The 21,199-nt window shown below is 62.8% G+C and carries 21 protein-coding genes; 6 read left to right on the forward strand and 15 right to left on the reverse strand.

Going from position 1 to position 21,199, the window contains the following annotated elements:
* Positions 1–281: 281 nt before the first annotated feature.
* Positions 282–1,535 (reverse strand): phosphatidylserine/phosphatidylglycerophosphate/cardiolipin synthase family protein, encoded by a 1,254-nt coding sequence (locus AB5Y53_RS00530; protein WP_368180951.1) that lies wholly within the window; start codon positions 1,533–1,535, stop codon positions 282–284.
* 75 nt (positions 1,536–1,610) lie between these two features.
* On the opposite strand from AB5Y53_RS00530, the gene AB5Y53_RS00535 reads away from it, so the two are divergent.
* Entirely contained in the window at positions 1,611–1,772 is a 162-nt protein-coding gene (locus AB5Y53_RS00535) for a hypothetical protein (RefSeq protein WP_010672595.1), read from the forward strand.
* Positions 1,773–1,777: 5 nt separating this feature from the next.
* Here AB5Y53_RS00535 and AB5Y53_RS00540 read toward each other — a convergent pair whose 3' ends face one another.
* The 3 genes from AB5Y53_RS00540 to tatA form a co-directional block, all read right to left on the reverse strand.
* Positions 1,778–3,199, reverse strand: a complete 1,422-nt coding sequence (locus AB5Y53_RS00540) for a lytic transglycosylase F (RefSeq protein ID WP_042015292.1) — start codon at positions 3,197–3,199, stop codon at positions 1,778–1,780.
* A 216-nt stretch (positions 3,200–3,415) separates the two neighbouring features.
* Positions 3,416–3,718, reverse strand: a complete 303-nt coding sequence (locus AB5Y53_RS00545) for a YfcZ/YiiS family protein (RefSeq protein WP_226043637.1) — start codon at positions 3,716–3,718, stop codon at positions 3,416–3,418.
* A 10-nt stretch (positions 3,719–3,728) separates the two neighbouring features.
* A complete protein-coding gene (gene tatA, locus AB5Y53_RS00550) occupies positions 3,729–3,893 on the reverse strand; it encodes a twin-arginine translocase TatA/TatE family subunit (protein WP_010672592.1) in 165 nt (54 codons plus the stop codon).
* A gap of 292 nt (positions 3,894–4,185) precedes the next feature.
* On the opposite strand from tatA, the gene AB5Y53_RS00555 reads away from it, so the two are divergent.
* Positions 4,186–5,163 (forward strand): LysR substrate-binding domain-containing protein, encoded by a 978-nt coding sequence (locus AB5Y53_RS00555; RefSeq protein WP_010672591.1) that lies wholly within the window; start codon positions 4,186–4,188, stop codon positions 5,161–5,163.
* A gap of 59 nt (positions 5,164–5,222) precedes the next feature.
* On the opposite strand, the gene AB5Y53_RS00560 is transcribed toward AB5Y53_RS00555, so the two are convergent.
* Together AB5Y53_RS00560 and AB5Y53_RS00565 are read right to left on the reverse strand one after the other, a co-directional pair.
* The gene (locus AB5Y53_RS00560) at positions 5,223–5,822 is read right to left on the reverse strand and encodes a YhgN family NAAT transporter (RefSeq protein WP_010672590.1); all 600 of its coding nucleotides are present in this window, start codon (positions 5,820–5,822) and stop codon (positions 5,223–5,225) included.
* 101 nt (positions 5,823–5,923) lie between these two features.
* Entirely contained in the window at positions 5,924–6,169 is a 246-nt protein-coding gene (locus AB5Y53_RS00565; protein WP_368180952.1) for a YecH family metal-binding protein, read from the reverse strand.
* 207 nt (positions 6,170–6,376) lie between these two features.
* Here AB5Y53_RS00565 and AB5Y53_RS00570 point away from each other — a divergent pair, with 207 nt between their 5' ends.
* Positions 6,377–7,660 (forward strand): dicarboxylate/amino acid:cation symporter, encoded by a 1,284-nt coding sequence (locus tag AB5Y53_RS00570; protein ID WP_041214291.1) that lies wholly within the window; start codon positions 6,377–6,379, stop codon positions 7,658–7,660.
* Positions 7,661–7,675: 15 nt separating this feature from the next.
* On the opposite strand, the gene AB5Y53_RS00575 is transcribed toward AB5Y53_RS00570, so the two are convergent.
* Both AB5Y53_RS00575 and AB5Y53_RS00580 read right to left on the reverse strand, forming a co-directional pair.
* Positions 7,676–7,990 carry a DUF2007 domain-containing protein gene (locus tag AB5Y53_RS00575; RefSeq protein ID WP_010672587.1) on the reverse strand — a complete coding sequence of 105 codons (315 nt, stop codon included), beginning with the start codon at positions 7,988–7,990 and terminating at the stop codon, positions 7,676–7,678.
* A 272-nt stretch (positions 7,991–8,262) separates the two neighbouring features.
* Complete coding sequence (locus AB5Y53_RS00580; RefSeq protein WP_069652333.1) at positions 8,263–9,165, reverse strand: LysR family transcriptional regulator; 903 nt, start codon at positions 9,163–9,165, stop codon at positions 8,263–8,265.
* Positions 9,166–9,262: 97 nt separating this feature from the next.
* Between AB5Y53_RS00580 and AB5Y53_RS00585 the strand changes: the two genes are divergently transcribed.
* Together AB5Y53_RS00585 and AB5Y53_RS00590 are read left to right on the forward strand one after the other, a co-directional pair.
* Entirely contained in the window at positions 9,263–10,315 is a 1,053-nt protein-coding gene (locus tag AB5Y53_RS00585) for an HlyD family secretion protein (protein WP_368180953.1), read from the forward strand.
* On the forward strand, positions 10,315–11,868 hold the full coding sequence (locus AB5Y53_RS00590) for a DHA2 family efflux MFS transporter permease subunit (protein WP_010672584.1): 1,554 nt from the start codon (positions 10,315–10,317) through the stop codon (positions 11,866–11,868). Before AB5Y53_RS00585 ends, AB5Y53_RS00590 begins: the two co-directional genes overlap by 1 nt.
* 60 nt (positions 11,869–11,928) lie before the next feature.
* Here the strand turns inward: AB5Y53_RS00590 and AB5Y53_RS00595 are convergent, their stop codons facing one another.
* Positions 11,929–12,555: a lysoplasmalogenase gene (locus AB5Y53_RS00595; protein ID WP_010672583.1), complete on the reverse strand. Its 627-nt coding sequence runs from the start codon at positions 12,553–12,555 to the stop codon at positions 11,929–11,931.
* Positions 12,556–12,727: 172 nt separating this feature from the next.
* Here AB5Y53_RS00595 and AB5Y53_RS00600 point away from each other — a divergent pair, with 172 nt between their 5' ends.
* A complete protein-coding gene (locus tag AB5Y53_RS00600) occupies positions 12,728–12,886 on the forward strand; it encodes a hypothetical protein (RefSeq protein ID WP_005332188.1) in 159 nt (52 codons plus the stop codon).
* Positions 12,887–12,974: 88 nt separating this feature from the next.
* Here AB5Y53_RS00600 and AB5Y53_RS00605 read toward each other — a convergent pair whose 3' ends face one another.
* The 6 genes from AB5Y53_RS00605 to AB5Y53_RS00630 all read right to left on the reverse strand — a co-directional run bounded on the left by AB5Y53_RS00605 (position 12,975) and on the right by AB5Y53_RS00630 (position 21,199).
* Entirely contained in the window at positions 12,975–15,539 is a 2,565-nt protein-coding gene (locus tag AB5Y53_RS00605; protein ID WP_368180954.1) for a TRAP transporter permease, read from the reverse strand.
* A gap of 87 nt (positions 15,540–15,626) precedes the next feature.
* Positions 15,627–16,598, reverse strand: a complete 972-nt coding sequence (locus tag AB5Y53_RS00610; RefSeq protein ID WP_029313514.1) for a TAXI family TRAP transporter solute-binding subunit — start codon at positions 16,596–16,598, stop codon at positions 15,627–15,629.
* Positions 16,599–17,145: 547 nt separating this feature from the next.
* Positions 17,146–19,311 (reverse strand): oligopeptidase B, encoded by a 2,166-nt coding sequence (locus tag AB5Y53_RS00615; protein WP_049637321.1) that lies wholly within the window; start codon positions 19,309–19,311, stop codon positions 17,146–17,148.
* A gap of 288 nt (positions 19,312–19,599) precedes the next feature.
* Positions 19,600–20,031: a DUF411 domain-containing protein gene (locus AB5Y53_RS00620; RefSeq protein ID WP_010672577.1), complete on the reverse strand. Its 432-nt coding sequence runs from the start codon at positions 20,029–20,031 to the stop codon at positions 19,600–19,602.
* A gap of 45 nt (positions 20,032–20,076) precedes the next feature.
* Positions 20,077–20,400, reverse strand: a complete 324-nt coding sequence (locus tag AB5Y53_RS00625) for a hypothetical protein (RefSeq protein ID WP_041214286.1) — start codon at positions 20,398–20,400, stop codon at positions 20,077–20,079.
* A 76-nt stretch (positions 20,401–20,476) separates the two neighbouring features.
* Positions 20,477–21,199, reverse strand: a complete 723-nt coding sequence (locus tag AB5Y53_RS00630) for an SDR family oxidoreductase (protein WP_042881944.1) — start codon at positions 21,197–21,199, stop codon at positions 20,477–20,479.

A 21,199-nucleotide genomic window follows, 5' to 3' on the forward strand; every position in this document is an offset into this window, starting at 1 on the left:
TGCCGGAGCAATCCGGTTGGCCCATTTCCCCTGTTGCCGTCACCCACACGGCAGACCAGCCGCCGTGTTTGTCCTTGCACTCGAGATACTACGCAGTTAAATAAAATAAAAAACCGTTCTACACGCACCTCTATGCAGTCGAGGAACCTGGATTGTTACTCCGCTCTTAATATAAATCGATTAAAAACAATACGATGCAATCCAGTCCCGTTTTTGGATGGCAAACGTTATCTTCGAAGGCGCACAAGGCTTTGCGAGATCTCGCACAAGGCGGATCCCACTCACAACCAACGGTGCAAAGGTAACCAATCGCTCAATTGCGCCAGCAGCCGCCGCCATGCAGAGGGGGACGCCGCCACCGGGTGCACGGCCTGCTGCAACCAGCCATCGATGAGTTGCTGCAACTCGTCGCACAACCTCGGGCTATGGAGGTGCAGCATCAACTCGGTGTTGAGCATCAGGGAGCGGGGATCCAGGTTGAAACTGCCGAGCAGCGCCTCCTCCTTCCCCATCAGGATCAGCTTGGCATGCAGACTGAACGCCTCCGTCGTCAGCTCGAACAGGTTGACCCCCTGACGCTCGAGCCAGGGGCGGTGACGTCGATAGGCGCCATAGACCAGGGGCACGTCCGTGCTGGCCAGGGAGTTGGTCAGGATCTCGATGTCGACCCCCTGCCGTCGCTGCCCCTTGAGCCGGCGACGCAGCCCCCGTGTCAGGATCAGGTAAGGGCTCACCAACCTCAGGGCCCCCTGATTGCTCGCCAGCATGCGTCCCAGCAGGGGCGCCGTGGTCGGTCGGGCGACCAGCCCCTTGCCGGGGCGATCGAACCAGCACTGCCCTCGCCCGGGATGCCAGCAAAGGGGAACGGGGCACTCATCAAACAGAGTGGCCGGCAGATCATAGGCGGCCGCCATGGCGGGGTCGGTCAGGGTCAGCAGGAAGTCATTCAGGGCCCGGGTTTCGGCTGGCAGCAAGGGGCGTCTCAACAGACGACGGACCGGGTGGCTCCAGCGACTGTGCCAGAACAGCGCGAACCCCTGCTCGGCCTGCTGACAGAGGGGGCCGCGGCAGAGCAGATCCAGGTCGATGAAGTGAGGCGGCATCCCCAGCCCGAAGTAACGATCACCAATATTGCGCCCGCCGATCACCACCTGGCTGCCATCCACCAGCAGCAGCTTGTTGTGCATCCGGTGGTTGATGCGGCGAAAGCTCAGCACCCCTTCCAGCAGCAGGGTCAGAGGACGCCAGCCCCGCAGCCAGAAGGGGTTGAACAGGCGCACCTCGATGCCCGGTTCCGCCGCCACCGCCTCCAGAAAGCGGTTCTCACCGCCGTAGAGATCGTCGATGAGCAGTTGCACCACCACTCCGCGCCGGGCCGCCCGCACCAGCTCCGCCAGCAGCAGCTTGCCGCTGCCGTCCTCTTCCCAGCTGTAATACTGGGCGAGGATCCGGTGGCGAGCCTGGCGGATCAACTGGCATCGGGCCTTGAGGGCGGCGCCGGGATCGGCGAGCAAGGCAAAGTCTGCCGGGATCAAGGGTCATCTCCCTGTCATCTGATGGTGGCATAACCCAGACAACCGCCCCGATAGCCCAGTGTCAAGGAGCCGATGATGGAACTGCGCGACCACCCCTCCCTCAGTCAGAGACCCCATGCCAGCCAACCGGATCCCACCCCGGCCAGGCTGTTGATGCCCTGGTACCAGCAGCACCGGGATCTGGGCTGGGAACCCCTTGCGCAGCATCACGAGGATCCCCTCCCCGGCCAGCATTGACAGGCTCAGGGCTGCACCGCCTCGATGGCCTCTGACTTGCCCTCCAGCTGGGGCAGGCTGAAACGGTAGGCCACGTAGTATTTGTAGATGGTGCCAACGTAGTTGATGGGCCCCTGGCCCACGTCGTTGGCCACCAGCTGCTCCACATTGCCGAACCAGACGTTCGGATCCAGCCCCTTGTCGGCCGCCTTGGCCTGCAATGCCTGGACACGGTTCGGACCCGCATTGTAGGCGGCCAGGGCGAACAGATGGCGATTGAGCCTGTCCATCCCGGGATCATTGAAGTAGGTGTCCAGGATGAGCCGCATGTAGCGACAGGCCGCCTCCACATTGCCCTCCAGACTGGTGAGTCTGGCGCCTCGGATCCCCACCTCCTTGCCGGTACTCGGCAGCAGTTGCATGATGCCGACGGCCCCCCGGTGAGAGCCGACATTGGGATTGAGCCCCGACTCCTTGTAAGCCAGCGCGGCCAGCATCAGCCAGTCCAGCTGATACTTGTCCGCCTGGGCCTCCAGTACCTTGCGAATGGTCGACAGGCGCCCCAGCGGGTCCGGCGCCAGTATGTTGCTCATGCGGTCGCTTTGCGCCAGCAGGCGGCGCAATGTCATGTCACTGTAGAGGGTCCGCTTGCTCGACTCCGAGATGTAGGCGTTCACCGCCTTGAGCAGCTCCGGGCTGTTGTTGCGCAGGGCCCAGGCGCTACGCCCCTTGTCCCGCAGCGGTATCAGTCTGTGGGCCTTGAGGCCGCCAATCATGTCGAGCCAGATCCGCCCCTTGAAGCTGTCGGTGACCGTCAGCGGAATGATCCCGGCTGACACCATCTCCAGCAGGTCCCCGTCCTGCAGGTATTCGGGAACCGTCTCGATGTAGACCGGGGGCAACCCCAGCTCCCGAAACAGCCAGTTGAGCTGGTGCAGGCTCTCGAAATAACTGGAGCTGGCTCGCACCCAGATCCGCCGGCCGGACAGCTGGGTGATGCGATTGAAGGCAGGGAGATCCCGCTGGCTCACCACCCACTCCTCGATGGGGGCGATCAGCGGCTGGGAGAAGGTCACCTGCTCGCGCCGGGTGGGGGTGACCGTCAGGTTGGCGGCCACCAGATCCCCGCGCCCCTCGGCCAGGTAGTCCAGCAGCTTGTCCTGGCGCACCGGGATATAAATGATCTTGAGCTTGAGCTTCTCCTTGGCCAGGTAGGTCTGGTTCAACCAGCGCTCGAATCCCTGAAGCTGATTGACCAGGATGCCGTACTGGGCTCCCTTGTCGAAAAAGAAAAACCCCCGCTCATAGACCACCAGGGCCCTGAGCTCTTTTTTTTGCAGGATGTGTTCGAGATCACCGGCCTGGGGCAGCAACTGCGGCTTGAGATCCGCCGCCAGCAGAGGGAGAGAGCAGAGAGCCAGCAGGGCCCAGATCCATCGCCGCATCATGATGTAACCACCTCGCTGTGGGCCGGTGCGCACCGTCGGGTCTGTCAGAGAAGGCGCCTGCGCCAAGTCATGGGGCGTCGCGGGATCTTCTGCCGATCGGCGCATGCCGGACGGAAAACGGATCGTCCGTGGGATAACTCACTATACAACGCAAAGGGAGGGAAAAAGCGAGGGGCAGAGCAAGACGGCAGGCAAGCCTGCCGTGTCATCACGATCTCAAAGGGAGCGGGCGCGCATCTCGAAGATCAGCTTCTCGGCGGTGCAGGTGAATTGCAGGCGGGCCTTCAGGATCACGCCATCCGGGCCCTGGCTCAGCTCGCTGCTGCTTTTGGCGTCGGCAGTGACCTGCTTGGCCAGCGCCTCGTAAGCTGCAAATTTCTCGCGGGCGTCGGCTTCTGCAGCGGCCTCGATCACCAGCTCCATGACGTCGTCACCTTCGCCGATGATGGTGCCAATTTCGGCAAAACAGCCGCAACTGTCACAGGTCTCGTTCAGTTCCACTTTCTCGTCTACAGACATACGTTTACTCCTACTTATTCCGGATATTGTCATCGTCGCGCAAGGCGTTGCGAAAATCCCTGATGGCAGTGCCCAGATCCTCACCGGCGCCAGCCAGGCGTTTGCTGCCAAACACCACGACGACGACCACGAGCAGGATCAGCAGATGCCAGATATGAATGCCACCCAGTCCCATAGGGAGACTCCTGACTGTTAGATACCTGGAGGTTGTATCAAAAGAAAGCGTATCGATTGTTGGGCAAAATCAAGGCAGGTGCAAGTTGGCGAAAAAATCGCGCAAAAACGGCGACGAGGCGCAAAAAAATACGGCGACCATGGGCCGCCGTATGAGTCGGTGCTACTTGTCCCCTCAACCGCTACATCCTGTACCAGCCGCCACCAGGGCGAGAGACCCGTCGAGCATAGGATCGCCAAGATATGAAAACAAATGGTATATATTCATCTAGGAATTGAAGAGGATTCATATCATGTTGCTGGAACAGCTTGCACGCATAGACCTTAATTTGTTGATAATCCTGCAAGTCTTGCTGGAAGAGCGCAACGGCAGCCGGGCTGCACGCCGTTTGCACCTGAGCCAGTCCGCCGTCAGCAAGGCCCTCGGACGGTTGCGGGAGACCTTTGACGATCCCTTGTTCGTGCGCTCGGCCTACGGGATGGATCCCACTCCCCGCGCCCTGGATCTCCAGCAGCAGCTACAACCCATACTGCTCTCCCTGGACAACCTGATCCAGCCGCCAGACTTCGATCCCGCCAGCACGGAGCGGGAGTTCGTCATTGCCAGCATGGACAGCGCCTTCACCCTGTTTGCCCCCCTCTACCTGAGCGAACTGAAGCGTCAGGCTCCTGGCATCCGCCTGCGCTACGAGGAGTGGACCGAGCACAGCCTGACCGAGATGAGCCAGGGCCAGGTGGATATCGCCTTCACGGTGCGGGAGAACTGCATCAATTCGGATTTTCGCCTCGACACCCTGCCCAACGCCATCTGTCAGCGGTTGCTCACCATCGACGATCTCACCTGCCTGGTGCAGCGGGATCACCCTGCCTTGCAGGAGCCCGAGTGGGATCTCGCCCGTTACCTCGCCTACCCCCACGTACAGACCTACTGCGAGGGGCGGGATCGCTGGATGCTGGATCACAAGCTGGCGGAGCAGGATCTCTATCGCCGGATCGAGGCGACCGTGCCCTCCTTCGAGGCGGCCCTGCGCATGGGCATGCACTCTGACATGATAGTGACCCTCTCCCGGCTCTATGCCCGCCACGCCACCCAGGTCTATCCCCTGGTGCCGCTGCCGCTGCCCATCGCCCTGGACAGCATCTCCCACCTGCTCATCTGGCATCAACGCCACGAGGAGGATCCGGGCCATCGCTGGCTGCGGGAGACCCTGCTCGCCCTCATCATGGGCAAGCTGGAAACCTCGGCGGATGGCCCGGCCGCTGCCGCCTGACGCGCAAAAAAACGGGGCTCAAGAAGCCCCGTTTCACGTTGACATCAGCATTCGCCCCGTCAGTTCTGACCCGTCACCGCCAGATAGTGGTGTACCCCGTCCAGCAGCATCTGCACCGAGATCATCACCAGCAGCATGCCCATCAGCCGCTCCACCGCGGTGAGTCCTCGCTCACCCAGCAGCTTGTTGAACAGCTCGTAGAACATCAGGATCACGGCGCTGGCCCCCCAGGCCATCAGCAGGGCCAATGACCAGTCCACCATCCGGGTCGGCTCCTGGTTGGCCAGAAGCAGCAGGGAAGCCAGGATGGAGGGGCCCGCAATCATGGGGATGGCCATGGGCACCAGGAAGGGCTCCTCCCCCGCCGCCAGCCCGGTCACGCCACCGGGGCTCGGGAAGATCATCTTGATGGCGATGAGGAAGAGGATGATGCCCCCCGCGATGCTGACCGCCTCCTGACGCAGGTTGAGGAAGCTCAGGATCTGCTGACCGGCGAACAGGAAGCCCATCATGATCACCAGTGAAAACAACAGCTCCCGCAGCATTACCTTGCGTCGACGCTTGGGGTCGACATGGCGCAGGATGGAGAGGAAGACCGGCAGGTTGCCCAGCGGATCCATGATCAGAAACAGCATGACGGCAGCGGAGAATGTGTCCATAGAGCGCCCGGGCAGAACCTTTCAACAAGAGGGGAAGGAGGGCGAAATATAACAAAGGTGGCGGGATTCGGCGAGCGCCCCACCGCGCTCGCCACTGGCGATCATCCGTGGTTGCAGATCTTGTCAGCGCGGGTCTGGAACCCTGACTCCGAGTCGATGAACTTGCCGCGCCTGGCCAGGAAGTCGATCAGGGCGTCAGCGTCCATCTCGCTGGCGCTGCAGGTGTGGAACCGGGCCTCGGCACCGAAGCGCGAGGCGATCGCCGCCCTGAGGCTGGCCCGGGTAAACGGATTCTCCTGCTCCAGCATCATCTCCATCACTTCGTGACCGTGTATCGATTGGGACATCTCGAACCTCTTTAATCATCATGTCAGATGACAATTAAAGCCCGAAGCCCGGAGAGGGTTCTTGATATAGGCCAACAAAACGCCTTTTTTAACGCCAGCGGGCTGGTCGTGAGCGCCGCTTTGTCGATAATGTGGCAACCTGACGGGGGGATGGCTACACTGTCGCCCCTTTTTGCCACCGCAGACAGAAATAAGGACATTGGCGTCATGCTGTTCCATGGATTGGTCTTCAAACCCTGGCGGATCTGGACCCGTCGCCCGCTCTGGTTGAAGACCCTGCTCGGCATGCTGACCGGGATAGGTCTGGGACTCTGCTTCAGCGAGCAGGCCCTGCTGCTCAAGCCCATCGGCGTCCTGTTCGTCAACACCATCCAGATGCTGATGGTGCCCCTCATCTTCTGTTCCGTCCTGGCAGGCCTCACCGCCCTGCTCAAGGGCAAGCGGCTCGACCGCATCGCCGGCAAGGCCATCGGCTTCTATCTCTGCTCCACCGCCGTCGCCATCTGCATCGGCCTGATGATGGGCTGGCTGCTGGAACCGGGCATGGGCGCCAACATGGGCCCTTATGAACGGGGCGCCATGGCGCAGCAACCCACCCTGGCCAGCGTGCTGAGCCACCTGGTGCCGCGCAACCCGGTGCAGGCCATGGGCGATGGCAAGATATTGCAGGTGATCGTGTTCGCCGTGGCCCTCGCTCTCGCCCTCAACGCCACCGGGCGACGCGGCCGCCCCGCCATCCTGTTCTTTACCTCTCTGGCGGAGGGCATGTTCAAGCTGACCCAGATGGTGATGGCCCTGGCCCCCTATGGCGTCTGCGCCCTGATGGCCTGGATGACCGGCAAGTACGGCGTCAGCCTGCTGTTGCCGCTGCTCAAGGTGATCGGCGCCGTCTACCTCGGCTGCCTGCTCCACGTGCTCGGCGTCTACAGCAGCCTGCTGCTCCTGATGGCGCGCCTCAACCCGTTGCACTACTTCAAGAGCATCGTCGATGCCCAGGCGGTGGCCTTCACCAGCAGTTCAAGCAGCAGCACCCTGCCCATCAGCCTGGCCTGCGCCGAACGCAGGCTCGGGGTCTCCCCCGCCATCACCGCCAAGGTGCTGCCCATCGGCGCCACCATCAACATGGATGGCACCGCCCTCTATCAGGGGGTCACCGCCCTGTTCGTGGCCCAGGCCTTCGGGGTGGATCTGCATCTGGTGGACTACCTGACCATCATCAGCATCGTCACACTGGCCAGCATCGGCACGGCGGGCACACCCGGTACCGGGCTGATGCTGCTGACCCTGACCCTCACTGCCGTGGGACTGCCGCTGGAAGGGGTGGCGCTCATCGCCGGCATAGACCGGATCCTCGACATGGCGCGCACCACGGTCAACGTCTCCGGCGACATCCTGGTCTCCGTGCTCATCGCCCGCAGCGAGAAGGAGCTGGATCTCGCTACCTACCACGATGCCCATGCGGGGGATGACATCGACTTCACCCTGCGCTGAGGGCGCGAGGGGCGTTCAATGATCCTGGGGATCGTGATGGCAGCGCCAGCAGATATCGAAGTTGGCGCCGTTCTCCTCCCCGCACTGGCCGCACAGCCAGCCATTGCCCTGGCGCTGCTGGTAGCGCTCGATGATCCGGCCTGCCCGCTGACGATCCCGCTCGTTCACCATCAGGGTCACTTGCAGCAGATCCACCGGTAGCTCCCCGAGCGCGCCGGAGAGCCCTTCGCCGCTGAGGCGCACCCTGACTCCCTCTACCTCCAAGGCCCCTTTCAGGGCATGCGCCTCCAGGGAGTGAGAGGCGCGATACAAGTTAATCCACTGATCCATACGTTGTCCTCGAAACCCTTGCCAGTGCCATCATCACCAGCACTACCATCATTCCAGGGCGAGCATCTTCCGGGAGTGAGATGCCCGATACAGATTCATCCACTGATCCATACGTTGTCCTCGAAACCCTTGCCAGTGCCGTCATCACCAGCACTACCATCATTCCAGGGCGAGCATCTTCCGGGAGTGAGATGCCCGATACAGGTTCATCCACCGCTCCATACGTTGTCCTCGAAACCCTTGCCAGTTCAATCATCGCCGCATCGGGCTCTTCACAGCAGCTTGTCGATGCCGTAAGCCGGGCCGTTGGCCACCAGAAAATCGATGAATGCCCTCAGCTTGCGCGGCATCAGGCGCCGCTCGGGAAACAGCAGGTAGATGGGCACCCTGGGTTGCTGCCACTCCGGCAGCAAGGAGACCAGCGTCCCGTTCGCCAGCTCATCATGGCACAGCATGGCGGGCAGGGAAGCCAGCCCCAGCCCCGCCTTCGCCGCCTCCCTGGCACAGGTGATGTTGTTGACCTGGAAGCGGGATGGGGGATCCACCAGCACTTCGCGATCATCCAGCTCGAAACACCAGTGTGAGGCGAGGAACCCCGTGCTGACCGCGATCCGTTCGTGATGCACCAGATCGGCGGGCCTCTGGATCACCGGGTGGCGCGCCAGATAGTCCGGGCTGGCGCACAGCAGCCGCTCGGTGCTCCAGAGACGCCGCGCCGCCAGGTTGGAGTCGCTCATGTCGCCGACCCGCACGATGGCATCCAGCCCCTCGCTGATGGGATCCACGATGCGGTTGGTCAGCTCCAGCTCCACCTTCATGCCCGGATAGGCTTGCAGGAAGTTCGCCACCAGCCTGCCCACCACCAGCTGTCCCGTCTCGATGGGCACCGCCAGCTTGAGGGTCCCCGTCACCTCCTGCTGGCTGGCACTGAGCATCAGTTCGGCCTGGGCCAGCTCCTCCACCGCCTTGCTGCAGCGTAGATAATATTGTTCACCGGCTTCCGTCAGGGTGAGCTGCCGGGTGGAGCGATAGAGCAACCGCGCGCCGAGACGCAGCTCCAGCTCGGCAATGCGGCGGCTCACCGTCGCCTTGGTCATGCCCAGCTCCTGGGCTGCGGCGGTAAAGGAGCCCTTGTCAACGATACGAACGAGGATTAAGGCAGCATTCAGGTCCATTGTTTCACCAGTGAAACTGTATATCTCATGAATGGATACTAATCGAAACAGTTGCACGATGTTAGCCTGCCCGCCACAGTTCAGGAAAACCAATATCATGAGTCAACACAAGAAGATCCCCCTGCTGGCCGCCCTGGTGCTGGCCCTGCTCGGCCTGCTGTTTGCCGGTTACTGGTATCTGCATGGCCGCTACTTCGAGAGCACCGACAACGCCTACCTGCAAAGCGAGGTGACCGGCATCGGTTCCAAGCTCTCCGGCTACATCAGCGAAGTACTGGTGACCGACAACCAGGCGGTGAAGGCCGGCCAGCTCATCGCCCGGCTCGACGACCGCGAATACAGGACCAAGGTGGCGGAGGCCGAGGCCGATCAGCACCTCAACCAGGCGACGGCGGATAACCTCGCCGCCACCCGTATCCAGCAGCTGAGTCTCATCCGCCAGGCCGAGGCAAAAGTCAGCTCGGCCAACGCCGAGCAGGTCCGGGCCCAGCAGCAGGTGCGCCGGGTCAGCCAGCTCAATGAGCGTCACTACAGCTCCCAGGACAGCCTGGACGAGGTACGTGCCGGCTTGCAGGTCAACCAGGCCCAGGCACTGGAGGCCAAAGCCGCCTTGCAGGCCGCCCGCGAGCGGCTGCTGGTGCTGGATGCCGAAGCCAAGCAGAACCAGGCCAGGCTGGCATTGAGCGAGGCCCAGCTTGAACAAGCCAGGCTGGAACTCGGCTACACCGAGCTGCGAGCCCCCGCTGATGGCATCATCGGCAAGCGCAGCCTGCGGGAAGGGCTCTACGTCCAGTCCGGTATGCAGGTGGCCAGCCTGGTGCCCCTGAGCCAGGTGTGGGTCGAGGCCAACTTCAAAGAGACCCAGTTGCAGCACATGCAGCCGGGCCAGAAGGTGGAGGTGATCCTGGATGCCTATCCGGATCAACCGGTCGAGGGGATCATCGACAGCCTCTCTCCGGCCACCGGCGCCAAGTTCGCCCTGCTGCCGCCGGAGAACGCCACCGGCAACTTCACCAAAATCGTGCAGCGGGTGCCGGTCAAGATCCGCATCCCGGATCCGGGCGCCCTGGCGGGCAAGCTGCTGCCCGGCCTCTCCACCGAGGTGATCGTCGACACCCGCACCCCTGATCCCGTGGTGGCCGCCCACTGATGGACGCCATACCACGCCGCAACTGGATCGCGGTCATGGGGGGCCTCATCGGCGCCTTCATGGCCATCCTCGACATCCAGATCACCAACGCCTCCCTGAAAGACATTCAGGGGGCGCTCTCGGCCACCCTGAGCGAGAGCTCCTGGATCTCCACCTCCTATCTGGTGGCGGAGATGATCGCCATTCCGCTGAGCGGCTGGCTGAGCCGGGGACTGAGCGTGCGGCGCTACCTGCTGTGGACCACGGGCGCCTTCATCGTCGCCTCCGTGCTCTGCTCGTTCAGCTGGAACCTCACCAGCATGATCGTCTTTCGGGCGCTGCAGGGCTTTACCGGCGGGGCCCTGATCCCCATGGCCTTCTCCCTCATCGTCAGCCTGCTGCCGCTGCACAAGCGAGCCACCGGCATGGCGCTATTCGGCCTGTGCGCCACCTTCGCCCCCGCCATCGGTCCGACCCTGGGGGGCTGGCTGACGGAGCAGATGTCCTGGCACTACATCTTCTATCTGAACGTGCCGCCCGGCTTGCTGGTGATGGCCATGCTGGCCCACGGACTGGACAGGAAGCCGGTGGACTGGGAGGTGATCAAGCGGGTGGATCTCATCGGCATCCTCACCATGGCGGTGGGTCTCGGACTCCTGGAGGTGGTGCTGGAAGAGGGCAACCGGGAGGACTGGTTCGGCTCGAGCTTCATCGTGCGGCTCACCGTCATCTCGGTGGTGGCCCTGGTGTTCTTCGTCATCAGCCAGTTGCTGCGCCGCCACCCCCTGGTCAACCTGCGGCTGCTGCACAACCCGCGCTTCGCCCTGGCCTGCTTCGCCTACCTGGTGCTCGGTATGGGGTTGATGGGCTCCATCTATGTGCTGCCCCTCTACATGACCCAGATCCACAATTACAACGCCCTGGAAATCGGTGAGGTGCTGATGTGGATGGGGTTGCCCCAGTTGCTGGTGCTCCCCCTGGTGCCCAAGCTGACCCACAAGATAGATCCGCGCTATCTGGTGAGCTTCGGCTTTCTGGTCTTCGCCATCAGCTGCTTCATGAACGTGAACATGAATGCCGACTACGCCGGGCCCCAGCTGATCCAGTCCCTCATCGTGCGGGCCCTGGGGCAGCCCTTCATCATGGTGCCCCTCTCCCTGGTGGCGACCGCCAGCCTGACGCCGGACGAGATCCCCTCCTCCTCGACCCTGCTCAACGTGCTGCGCAACCTGGGGGGCGCCTTCGGCATCGCCATCATCGCCACCCTGATCGACAACGACACCCGGACTCATGTCAGCCAGATCGGCAGCACCCTGGCCGCCACCAGCATCGAGGGGCAGGCCTATCTGATGCAGCTGGCCCAGAACATGATGGCCCAGGGAGCCGGGCCGGAGCAGGCCCAGTTGCAGGCCCGGGCCATGCTGTCGAACACCATCAGCCGCGAGGCGGCCATCATGGCCTACAACCAGGTGTTCTACGTGATGGGTATCTTCCTGCTGATCGCCAGCGCCCTGATGCTGCTGCTCAAGCAGCCGGCCCCGAGGGCCCCTGACGCAGAACCGGTCGAGGCGTGAAAGGTGGGGATCACATAGCAAAACGGGCCAGAAGGCCCGTTTTTCATGGCTGCCCGCCAGTCAGCCCGCCAGGGAGGCGGCGATCAGGAACTGTGCCGCGAAGTAGCTGCTCATGATCCAGGCCGTGGCATGGGGGAAGGGGCGGCGGAATCTGTCCAGCGCCAGCATGCTGTCGGAGAAGAGGAACATCAGCGCCCCCACCAGGGCGGCGGCGCTGCCGGCAGTGAGAGAGGCATGCCAGGCACCGGCGGCCACCCAGGCCATGGCGATGATCACCAGCATGTAGCAGAAGACGGGGATCCTCATCTCGCCGAGCTGGCCCCACAGGAGCCCGAACACCATGCCGGCCACCAGCAACAGCAGCAGGCCGTCCACCAGCTTGAGCACCAGGGGCCCCTGGGCGAAACCGACGATGTAGCAGAGGTGAGCGACAAAAAATGCCGCCAGCCCTTGGATGAAGCGATCCCGTGGCAGCATCAGCAGCACGTCCCCCGCCAGCGACAGGCAGAGACCGAGCAGGATCCAGGCGTGGGAGCCGTTGTGATCGTCGCTCTGGTAGCCAAACGCCAGGGCGATGATGAACAGCATGGTCAGGGGTTTGCTGATGTAGAACTGACGGGAGTCTGAGCCGTAAGCCGCGCGGATGTGCCACCAGCCCGATGCGATGATCAAGAAACTCAATAACATGCCCTGCTCCTCACCGGCTGCTCACCCTGGGGCGGCAACCTCTTTAGTGCCCGCAAGAGTAGCAAATTCCCCCGGCCAGTGGCAGAGGCTGAAGCAGATGGCACCCTACACCTAAAGTCTAATTGCCCCCATCCCCGCCCTCGGGCATAAGAGACAGTTCTGGAGGATCACCATGGAAGACGCTATGACCAACTACCTGCCCGCTATCGATATCATGATGTGCCATCTTGGCATCAGCTTTGAACAGGCCTGCGAGCAGCTTGGCCTCAGCCCGCAGGAGCAGCAGACCCTCGACCAACTGCAAAAACAGAAGCAGACCCAGTCCAACTGATGCCCTGGACTGATGGCCCGAAGCGGCCGGCATCACAGCCCACCATAAAAAACGGCGCCCGAAGGCGCCGTTTTTTATTGGGTGATGATCAGGGTCGAGCGACCCGGCGGCGTTGCAGCCAGACCACGGCCCCGAACAGCAGGAAGCCCGGCAGCCACATCAGCTCCTTGGGCCAGCGCTCGGTGGGCGCCTTGACGCTCAGGATCTGCTGATCCATCTCCAGCCCCAGATCGGCCGCCTGGCTGCCGAAGGTGACGGTGTCGATCAGGATCTTGCCGCCCTGCTCATAGGTCTGGATCCCCAGCTTGGTCAGACGATCCTCACCGCTCGCACCATCCGGCACCGGTAGCAGCACGGTGAAGCGGCGCAACTTGCCCACCGCATCTTCCCCTTCCATGCGCAGGCGCAGGGTGCTCTCGGCCTCCACCTGACCCATGGTCTGGGCCAGCTCGGCCGGGGCGGTGTCGCGATACGGGTCGTGCAGCAGATCCATCCAGAAGCCTGGACGGAACAGGGTGAAGGCCACCAGCAGCAGCAGCACGCTCTCGTACCAGCGGCTCTTCACCAGGAAGAAGCCCTGGGTGGCGGCAGCGAAGATCAGCATGGCGATGGTGGCCACGAAGAAGATCAGCACGCCGTGGGCGAAGTCCACGTTGATGAGCAGCAGATCGGTGTTGAAGATGAACAGGAACGGCAGCGCCGCGGTACGCAGGCTGTAGTAGAACGCCGTGATCCCGGTCTTGATGGGGTCGCCCTTGGAGACGGCGGCCGCGGCGAACGAGGCCAGCCCCACCGGCGGGGTCACGTCCGCCATGATGCCGAAGTAGAAGACAAACAGGTGAACTGCGATGAGCGGCACGATGAGGCCGTTCTGCTGACCCAGGGTGACGATCACCGGCGCCAGCAGGCTCGATACCACGATGTAGTTGGCAGTGGTCGGCAGCCCCATGCCGAGGATGAGGCTCAGCAGCGCGGTGAGGATCAGCATGAGCAGCAGGTTGCCCATGGAGAGGAACTCCACCAGATCCGCCAGCACCAGGCCGACGCCGGTCTGGGAGACGGCCCCGACGATGATGCCGGCAGTGGCGGTGGCAATGCCGATGCCGATCATGTTGCGGGCACCGGCAATCAGCCCCTCGCGCAGGTCCACCACGCCATCGGTGAAGGAGCCGTAGTCATGCTTGCCGTCGGTGCGCAGCCAGTTCAGCAGCGGTCGCTGGGTCAGCAGGATGATGATGAGCATCACCGAACCCCAGAAGGCCGACAGGCCGGGGGAGAGGCGCTCCACCATCAGACACCACACCAGCACCACCACGGGCAGCAGGAAGTGCAGGCCGGAGAGCAGCACGGCGCGGGTCTCGGGCAACTCGTCCAGTGGCTTGTCCGGGTCTTCCGCCGGCAGCGGCGCGTTGCTCGCGGCGATCTTCAGCAGTCCCAGGTAGGCGACGGCCAGCAGCACGCTGATCCCCGGCAGGGCATAGTCACCCAGTACCGGCTTGAGCCAGCCCAGACCGTAGTAGACCGCCATGGAGAGGCCGCTGATGAGGGCGGCACCGAAGGCGAAGCCGGTCAAGCGACGCAGCCAGGGGCGCGGCTGACGGTTGCCGATGGGCTGCATCCCGAGCTTGAGCGCTTCGAGGTGCACGATGTAGAGCAGGGCGATGTAGGAGATGGCCGCCGGCAGGAAGGCGTGCTTGATGATCTCCACATAGGGAATGCCCACGTACTCCACCATCAGGAAGGCCGCAGCCCCCATGACCGGCGGCATGATCTGGCCGTTGACCGAAGAGGCCACTTCCACCGCGCCGGCCTTCTCCTTGGAGAAACCGACCCGTTTCATCATGGGGATGGTGAAGGTGCCCGTGGTCACCACGTTGGCGATGGAGGAGCCGGAGATGACGCCGGTCAGGGCCGAGGCGACCACGGCCGCCTTGGCCGGGCCGCCGCGCAGGTGACCCAGCAGGCTGAAGGCGAGCTGGATGAAGTAATGGCCCGCACCGGCGCGCTCGAGCAGGGCGCCAAACAGCACGAACAGGAAGACGAAGCTGGTGGAGACCCCAAGGGCGATGCCGAACACCCCTTCGGTGGTGATCCACTGGTGGTTGGCCAGCGCATGCAGGCTCACCCCGCGGTGGGCCAGCAGGGAAGGCATCCAGGGACCGGCCAGGCTGTAGGCCAGGAAGACGATGGCGATGACCGCCAGGGCCGGGCCCAGGGCGCGGCGGGCCGCTTCCAGCAGGAGCGGAATGCCGACGCAGGCCACCGCGAAGTCCATGGTGGTCAGGTTGCCGGGACGCTGGGCAAGCTCCTGGTACATCACGAACAGATAGCTGGCGACGGCGGCACCGACGAGGCCGAGGGCGATGTCGGCAAGGGGAACCCTGTCTCGCGGTGAGCTGCGCATGGCGGGGAACACCAGGTAGGCGAGCAGGATGGCGAAGGCCAGGTGAATCGAGCGTGTTTCAGTGTCGTTGAGGACGCCGATGCCAAGGGAGAAGGGCAGCGGCGAGGCAATCCAGAGCTGGAACAGGGACCAGATCAGCGCAAGACCCGCGATGATCCAGCTCATGGGGCCGACGGGCAGCCTGGCGCCGACGTCCTGGGCGATCAGCTCCTCGGCCGAGAACGCCTCTTGTTGTTGTGTTTGCTGCATAGTGTGACTCTGTAGGTACTGCAATAAATGAGACTCGCTCCCCCGAAGGAGGAGCGAGTCCGGGGCACATCCGAAGACGCAGCCGGATTACATCCAGCCACGTTCCTTGTAGTAACGCACAGCGCCTTCATGCAGCGGAGCGGAGAGACCCACCTTGATCATGTCGGCTTCCTTCAGATCCGCGAAGGCCGGGTGCAGGCGCTTGAAGCGGTCCAGGTTGTCGAACACGGACTTGACCAGCTGGTAGACCACTTCAGGGTCAGCCTTGGCGCTGGTGGAGAGCACCGCCTTGCCACCGATGGACGGGGTCGGGTTCGGGCTGCCCTTGTAGAGACCACCCGGGATCTCGGCCTTGCTGTAGTAGCTCTTCTCGGCCAGCAGCTTGTCGATCTCGGGGCCGGTGACCGGCACCAGCACGGTGTCCGTGGTGGTAGAGGCTTCCTGGATGGCGCCGTTCGGGTGGCCGACGAAGTAGCTCATGGCATCGATGTTGTTGTCACCCAGGGCAGAGGCCTGCTCGGCGGGTTTCAGTTCGGAAACCAGGCTGAAGGCGGATTTGTCCCAGCCCTTCACGGTCATGATCTCTTCAAAGGTGTCACGCTGACCGGAACCCGGGTTGCCGATGTTGACGCGCTTGCCCTTCAGGTCGTCGAAGCTGGCTACCTTGGCGTCCTTGCGGGCCAGGATGGTGAACACTTCGCTCTGCAGGGAGAAGACGGCGCGGATGTCATCCATCGGACCTTCAGCCTTGAACGGCTCGACGCCCTTCATCGCCTTGTACTGGTGGTCGGACTGCATGATGCCGAAGTTGAATTCGCCGGAGCGGATGCCGTTGACGTTGGCAACACCGCCGCCACTGGCCGGGGCGTTGCACTTGATCTGGTGATCGGCGGCGCCGCGGTTGAGGAAGCGGCAGATGGACTGGCCCGCCACGTAGTAGACGCCGGTCTGACCGCCGGTGCCTATGGTCACGAAGCGCTCCTGCGCTTGCACCGGACCACCAAACGACACACCGACCAGAGCCGCCGACAAGGCGCACGCCAAGGATAATCCTTTCATGTTCTTCATCCTTTTCATTGATTTATTTCACCCGTTTCCCGGGAGAATATGAGACAGACCCGCATCAAGACTGGGTTCGCCTATACGACCTCGTACGAGGAAATGGTCGAGCGGCACGCGCCCTTCCAGAAGCCACCATCATCCTGCGGTGAGATAATCAGCGTCATGCCGATCGGAGGTGATCTGACCAGAAACGGGTCAGTTCAAAAGCATTAACGCTCCGATTAAGCACATAACACCAACATAAATCAAACAAAACAGCAAAATGGCGGATTTAAATAGCGAGAAGTTTGAAGCGGATCATTCATTTCTCAAGGGCAGATTAATTACATGAACTATCAAAGGGAAGCAATAAAAAGCACGCCCAGATTCTTTCGCAACCCTTGACTGGCAAGGATTAGAAACCTGGTCCGTTATATTGCGAAGTGCTTACTGAACAGCATAAACACGACGTTAATGACGCTTTTGTCGCCAAGATGCAAAAACCCCGATCCGGGGCTGCCGGAACGGGGTTTGGTAACAAGCTGATTTCATTTGGGCCCGGCCATCACGCCTTGCTGCCAGCCAGCTCCAGAATGAAGGCGAACTCCAGGGCGATGTCCTCATAGGCCTTGAAACGGCCCGACTTGCCGCCATGACCGGCCTCCATGTCGGTGCTGAGCAGCAACTGGTTGTCGTCCGTCTTCAGCTCACGCAGCTTGGCCACCCACTTGGCCGGCTCCCAGTATTGCACCTGGGAGTCGTGCAGCCCCGTGGTCACCAGCAGATTCGGGTAAGCCTGGGCCTTGACCTGATCGTAGGGGCTGTAGGCCTTCATGTAGTCGTAGTAGCGCTTCTTGTTCGGGTTGCCCCACTCGTCATACTCCCCTGTGGTGAGGGGAATGGACTCGTCCAGCATGGTGGTGACCACGTCGACGAAGGGCACCTGAGCCACCACGCCGCGATAGAGCTGGGGCGCCTGGTTGATGACGGCCCCCATCAGCAGGCCGCCGGCGCTGCCTCCCATGGCATAGACCTGATCCCTGGCGCCGTAGCCTTGCGCCACCAGCGCCTCGGTCACGTCGATGAAGTCGTTGAAGGTGTTCTGCTTCTTGAGCAGCTTGCCCTCTTCATACCAGGTGCGGCCCAGCTCCTCGCCACCCCGGATATGGGCGATGGCGTAGACGAAACCCCGGTCCAGCAGGCTCAGGCGTGAGCTGCTGAAGTCCGGGTCCATGCTGGCGCCGTAGGAGCCATAGCCGTAGACCAGCAGGGGATTGGTGCCTGCACCACCCCCTGCCTTCTTGAACTTGTCCTTGCGATAGACCAGCGACACCGGCACGGCTACGCCGTCACGGGCGGTGATCCAGAGTCGCTCGCTGGCATATTGCGCAGGCACGAAGCCCGCCACCGGCTGCTGCTTGAGCAGAGTCCGCTTGCCGCTGTCCATGTCCAGCTCGTAGGTGGAGGACGGCGTGGTCATGGAGGAGTAGCCATAGCGCAGGGCGCTGGTGTCCGGCTCCGGGTTGTAGGCAAGCCAGGTGACATAGGCGGGATCGTCGAAGGCGATCTCCTTCTGCTCGCCGCTCTGCCAGTTGACCTGACGCAACCGGGTCAACCCCTGGCTGCGCTCCTCCAGCACCAGCCAGTCCCTGAACAGGGCATAGCTCTCCAGCAGCACGTCCGGATTGGGGGCGATCACCGCCTTCCAGCGATCCACCGGGCTCTCCTTGGTCTCATAGAGGCCGAAGTTCTTGCCGTCCTTGTTGGAGCGCACATAGAAGCGACCGCGGTAGTGATCCAGGCTGTATTCGTGATCCACCTGGCGGGGCAGGAACAGGCGTGGCGTCTGACCCGGCACATTGGCATCGATGAGGCGCGCCTCGCTGGTGGTGGTGCTGGAGAGGGAGATGACGATGAAATCTTCCGAGGTGGTGGCGTAGAGGCTCACATAGAAGGAGTCGTCCTTCTCCTCGTAGACCAGGGTATCCTTCGCGGGGTCCGTGCCCAGCTCGTGGCGATAGACCTGGTAGGGCAGCAGGGTCTTGGGGTGCTTGCGCACGTAGAAGACCGTCTTGCTGTCGTTGGCCCACACCAGGTTGCCAGAGGTGTTCTCGAGGGTGTCGGCGGCCCAGGCGCCGCTCTCCAGATCGAGGAACTGGATCCTGTATTGACGGCGGGAGAGATAATCTTCCGCCACCGCCAGCCAGCGGTTGTTGCGGCTCACCTCGAGCGCCCCCAGGGCATAGAACTCGTGGCCTTCGGCGCGCTGGTTGCCATCCAGCAGCAGGGCGGGCGCCCCGTCCCCTTCCACCTTGCTGCGGGAGTAGATGGCGTACTCCTTGCCCGGCTCGTAACGGGTCTGATAGCGGTAGCCGTTCTTCACATAGGGGACAGACTCGTCCTGCTGGGGAATACGGGCCACCATCTCCTTGTAGAGCTGCTCGCGCAGCGGCTTGATCGGTGCAAGCATGGCCTCGGTGTAGGCATTCTCGGCCTTGAGATAGTCCAGCACCTCGGGCTTCTGCCGCTCGTCGTCACGCAGCCAGTAGTAGTTGTCGACGCGCGTGTCCCCGTGTTTTTTCAGGGTATGGGGGTGCTTGGCAGCCACCGGGGGGACAATGACAGGCTGGGTGGAAGTATCGCTTGTAGGCATGGCGGACTCTTCGTTGGCATGGGAACAGGGCGCAGCAAGCAGGCAAGCCAGCAGCAACCCCCGGGAAAAGGTGAACATGTCGCATCCTTTGCGCTGTCACAGGGCAGCCCCTCCCGCTGGTGCTGCACGCATCCAGACGGCACACCGGCAGGCAGCGGGAAAAGCGTCCCTGAGAAAATAAAAATTGGCGATCAATCTGCCCCTTGTCGCCCGGGGTTGCAAGGGCTCCCCGGACATTCCCCCCCAAATCGACGAAAAAGGGCCGCCATCTCGCGATGGCGGCCCTCCTCCCTGACCGTGGGCGACACGGGTTCGCTCAGGTGTGCCTCACATGATGGAAGTGTGTCTGCTCACGGTCAGCATCCATCAGCCGGGGTAGCTCGACCAGACTTTGGTCGCGCCCTCGTCACTGATGCTCAGCACCTGATAGGGCTGACCCGGAATATCCATGCCCGGCGCACTCTGGGGCATCCCCGGAATGGTCAGACCGCGGATCGCCGGTTTTTCCTTGAGCAGCTTCTGCACGTCGGCAGCGGGCACATGCCCCTCCACCACATAGCCGTTCACCACCCCGGTGTGGCAGGAGGCCAGCTGCGGGGTGATGCCATGCTGCTGCTTGATCGGGTCAAGCTGCTCGGTTTCCACGACCTTGACCTCAAAGCCGTTCTCTTCCATGTGCTTGATCCAGGTCTTGCAGCAACCGCAATACTGGGACTTGTAGACGGTCATCTGCCCGGTTGCCAGAGCAGAAAAACTGACGGTACCGGCCAGCACGGCCAGTAACAGGGACTTGTACATATCTCACCTCGGTTAAGAAGAAATGCCCGGAAAGGGAAACTCGACTCAGCCGTGGTGACGGGGCGGACGCTCGAGACGCTCCAGGGGCGCCTCCGGCATGAACAGAGAGGGAGAGAGGTATGTCGGCCTGTCGGGCTCAAGCCGGGCAACCGTCAGGCTGTCGCTGGTGAGCACCGTCATGGCGAGCGCCGAGGTGAAGCTGCCGCAGGGCATGGCTTTTTCCAGGGTACGCTCGCTCTGGCTGCAATGGGGCGTCAGGGTACAGAGATCGGTGGCCGCACGGCTGCCAAACGACATCAGCACCAGCACCAGACTCCACAGGGGGAGCCAGCGGCGGGCGCGAGCGAGTTGGCGACGGGTCAGGACCATGAGACGACTCAATGACGAAAGAGGGCCTATGGTAACCCTTGGCCCAGGGGGAGGGTCAACCCCTCCCCCGTCTGCATCAGGGTTGCTGGCGGGTGGCCGCCAGCACGATCTCCCGCACGCAGACGTTGGCCGGCTGGTGCCAGGCGTAGAGCACGGCGTCGGCGATCACCTCGGGTGCAATGACGCCTCCCATCTGATCCTTCCAGTCGTGATAGCCCGCCTTGATGCTCTCGTCCGTGGTGTGGCTGAGCAGCTCGGTCTCCACCGCGCCCGGAGCGATGGTCACCATCCGCACGCCCACATCGGCCACCTCTTCCCGGATATTTTCGGTCAGGGCGTGGACGGCGAACTTGGTGGCGCAGTAAGCGGCATGGTTCGGGAAGGTCTTGCGACCGGCGATGGAGCTGATGTTGATGATGGTGCCGCTGCGGCGGGCCTTCATGCCGGCCAGTACCGCATGCACGCCATTCAAAACCCCCATCACGTTGATGTTGAGCATCTGCTGCCACTCGGCGGGATCCTGCACGTCGGCCTGTCCCAGCAGCATGACGCCGGCATTGTTGACCAGACATCCCACCGGGCCGAATTGCGCCTCCGCCTGCGCCACGGCGGCCTTCATGGCGGCGGTGTCGGTGACATCGACCCCGATGCAGAGGGTATCGGGCAGGTTCAGCGCCTGCATGGGCTCGACCCGGCGGGCCAGCAACAGCAGCGGATGGCCGGCGGCGGAGAAGGCGCGGGCAATGGCGGCACCGATCCCGGCGGACGCGCCGGTGATCACCACGAGGGACTTGGACAT

Source organism: Aeromonas sp. R7-5, assembly GCF_040908015.1.
GTDB classification, from domain to species: domain Bacteria; phylum Pseudomonadota; class Gammaproteobacteria; order Enterobacterales; family Aeromonadaceae; genus Aeromonas; species Aeromonas caviae.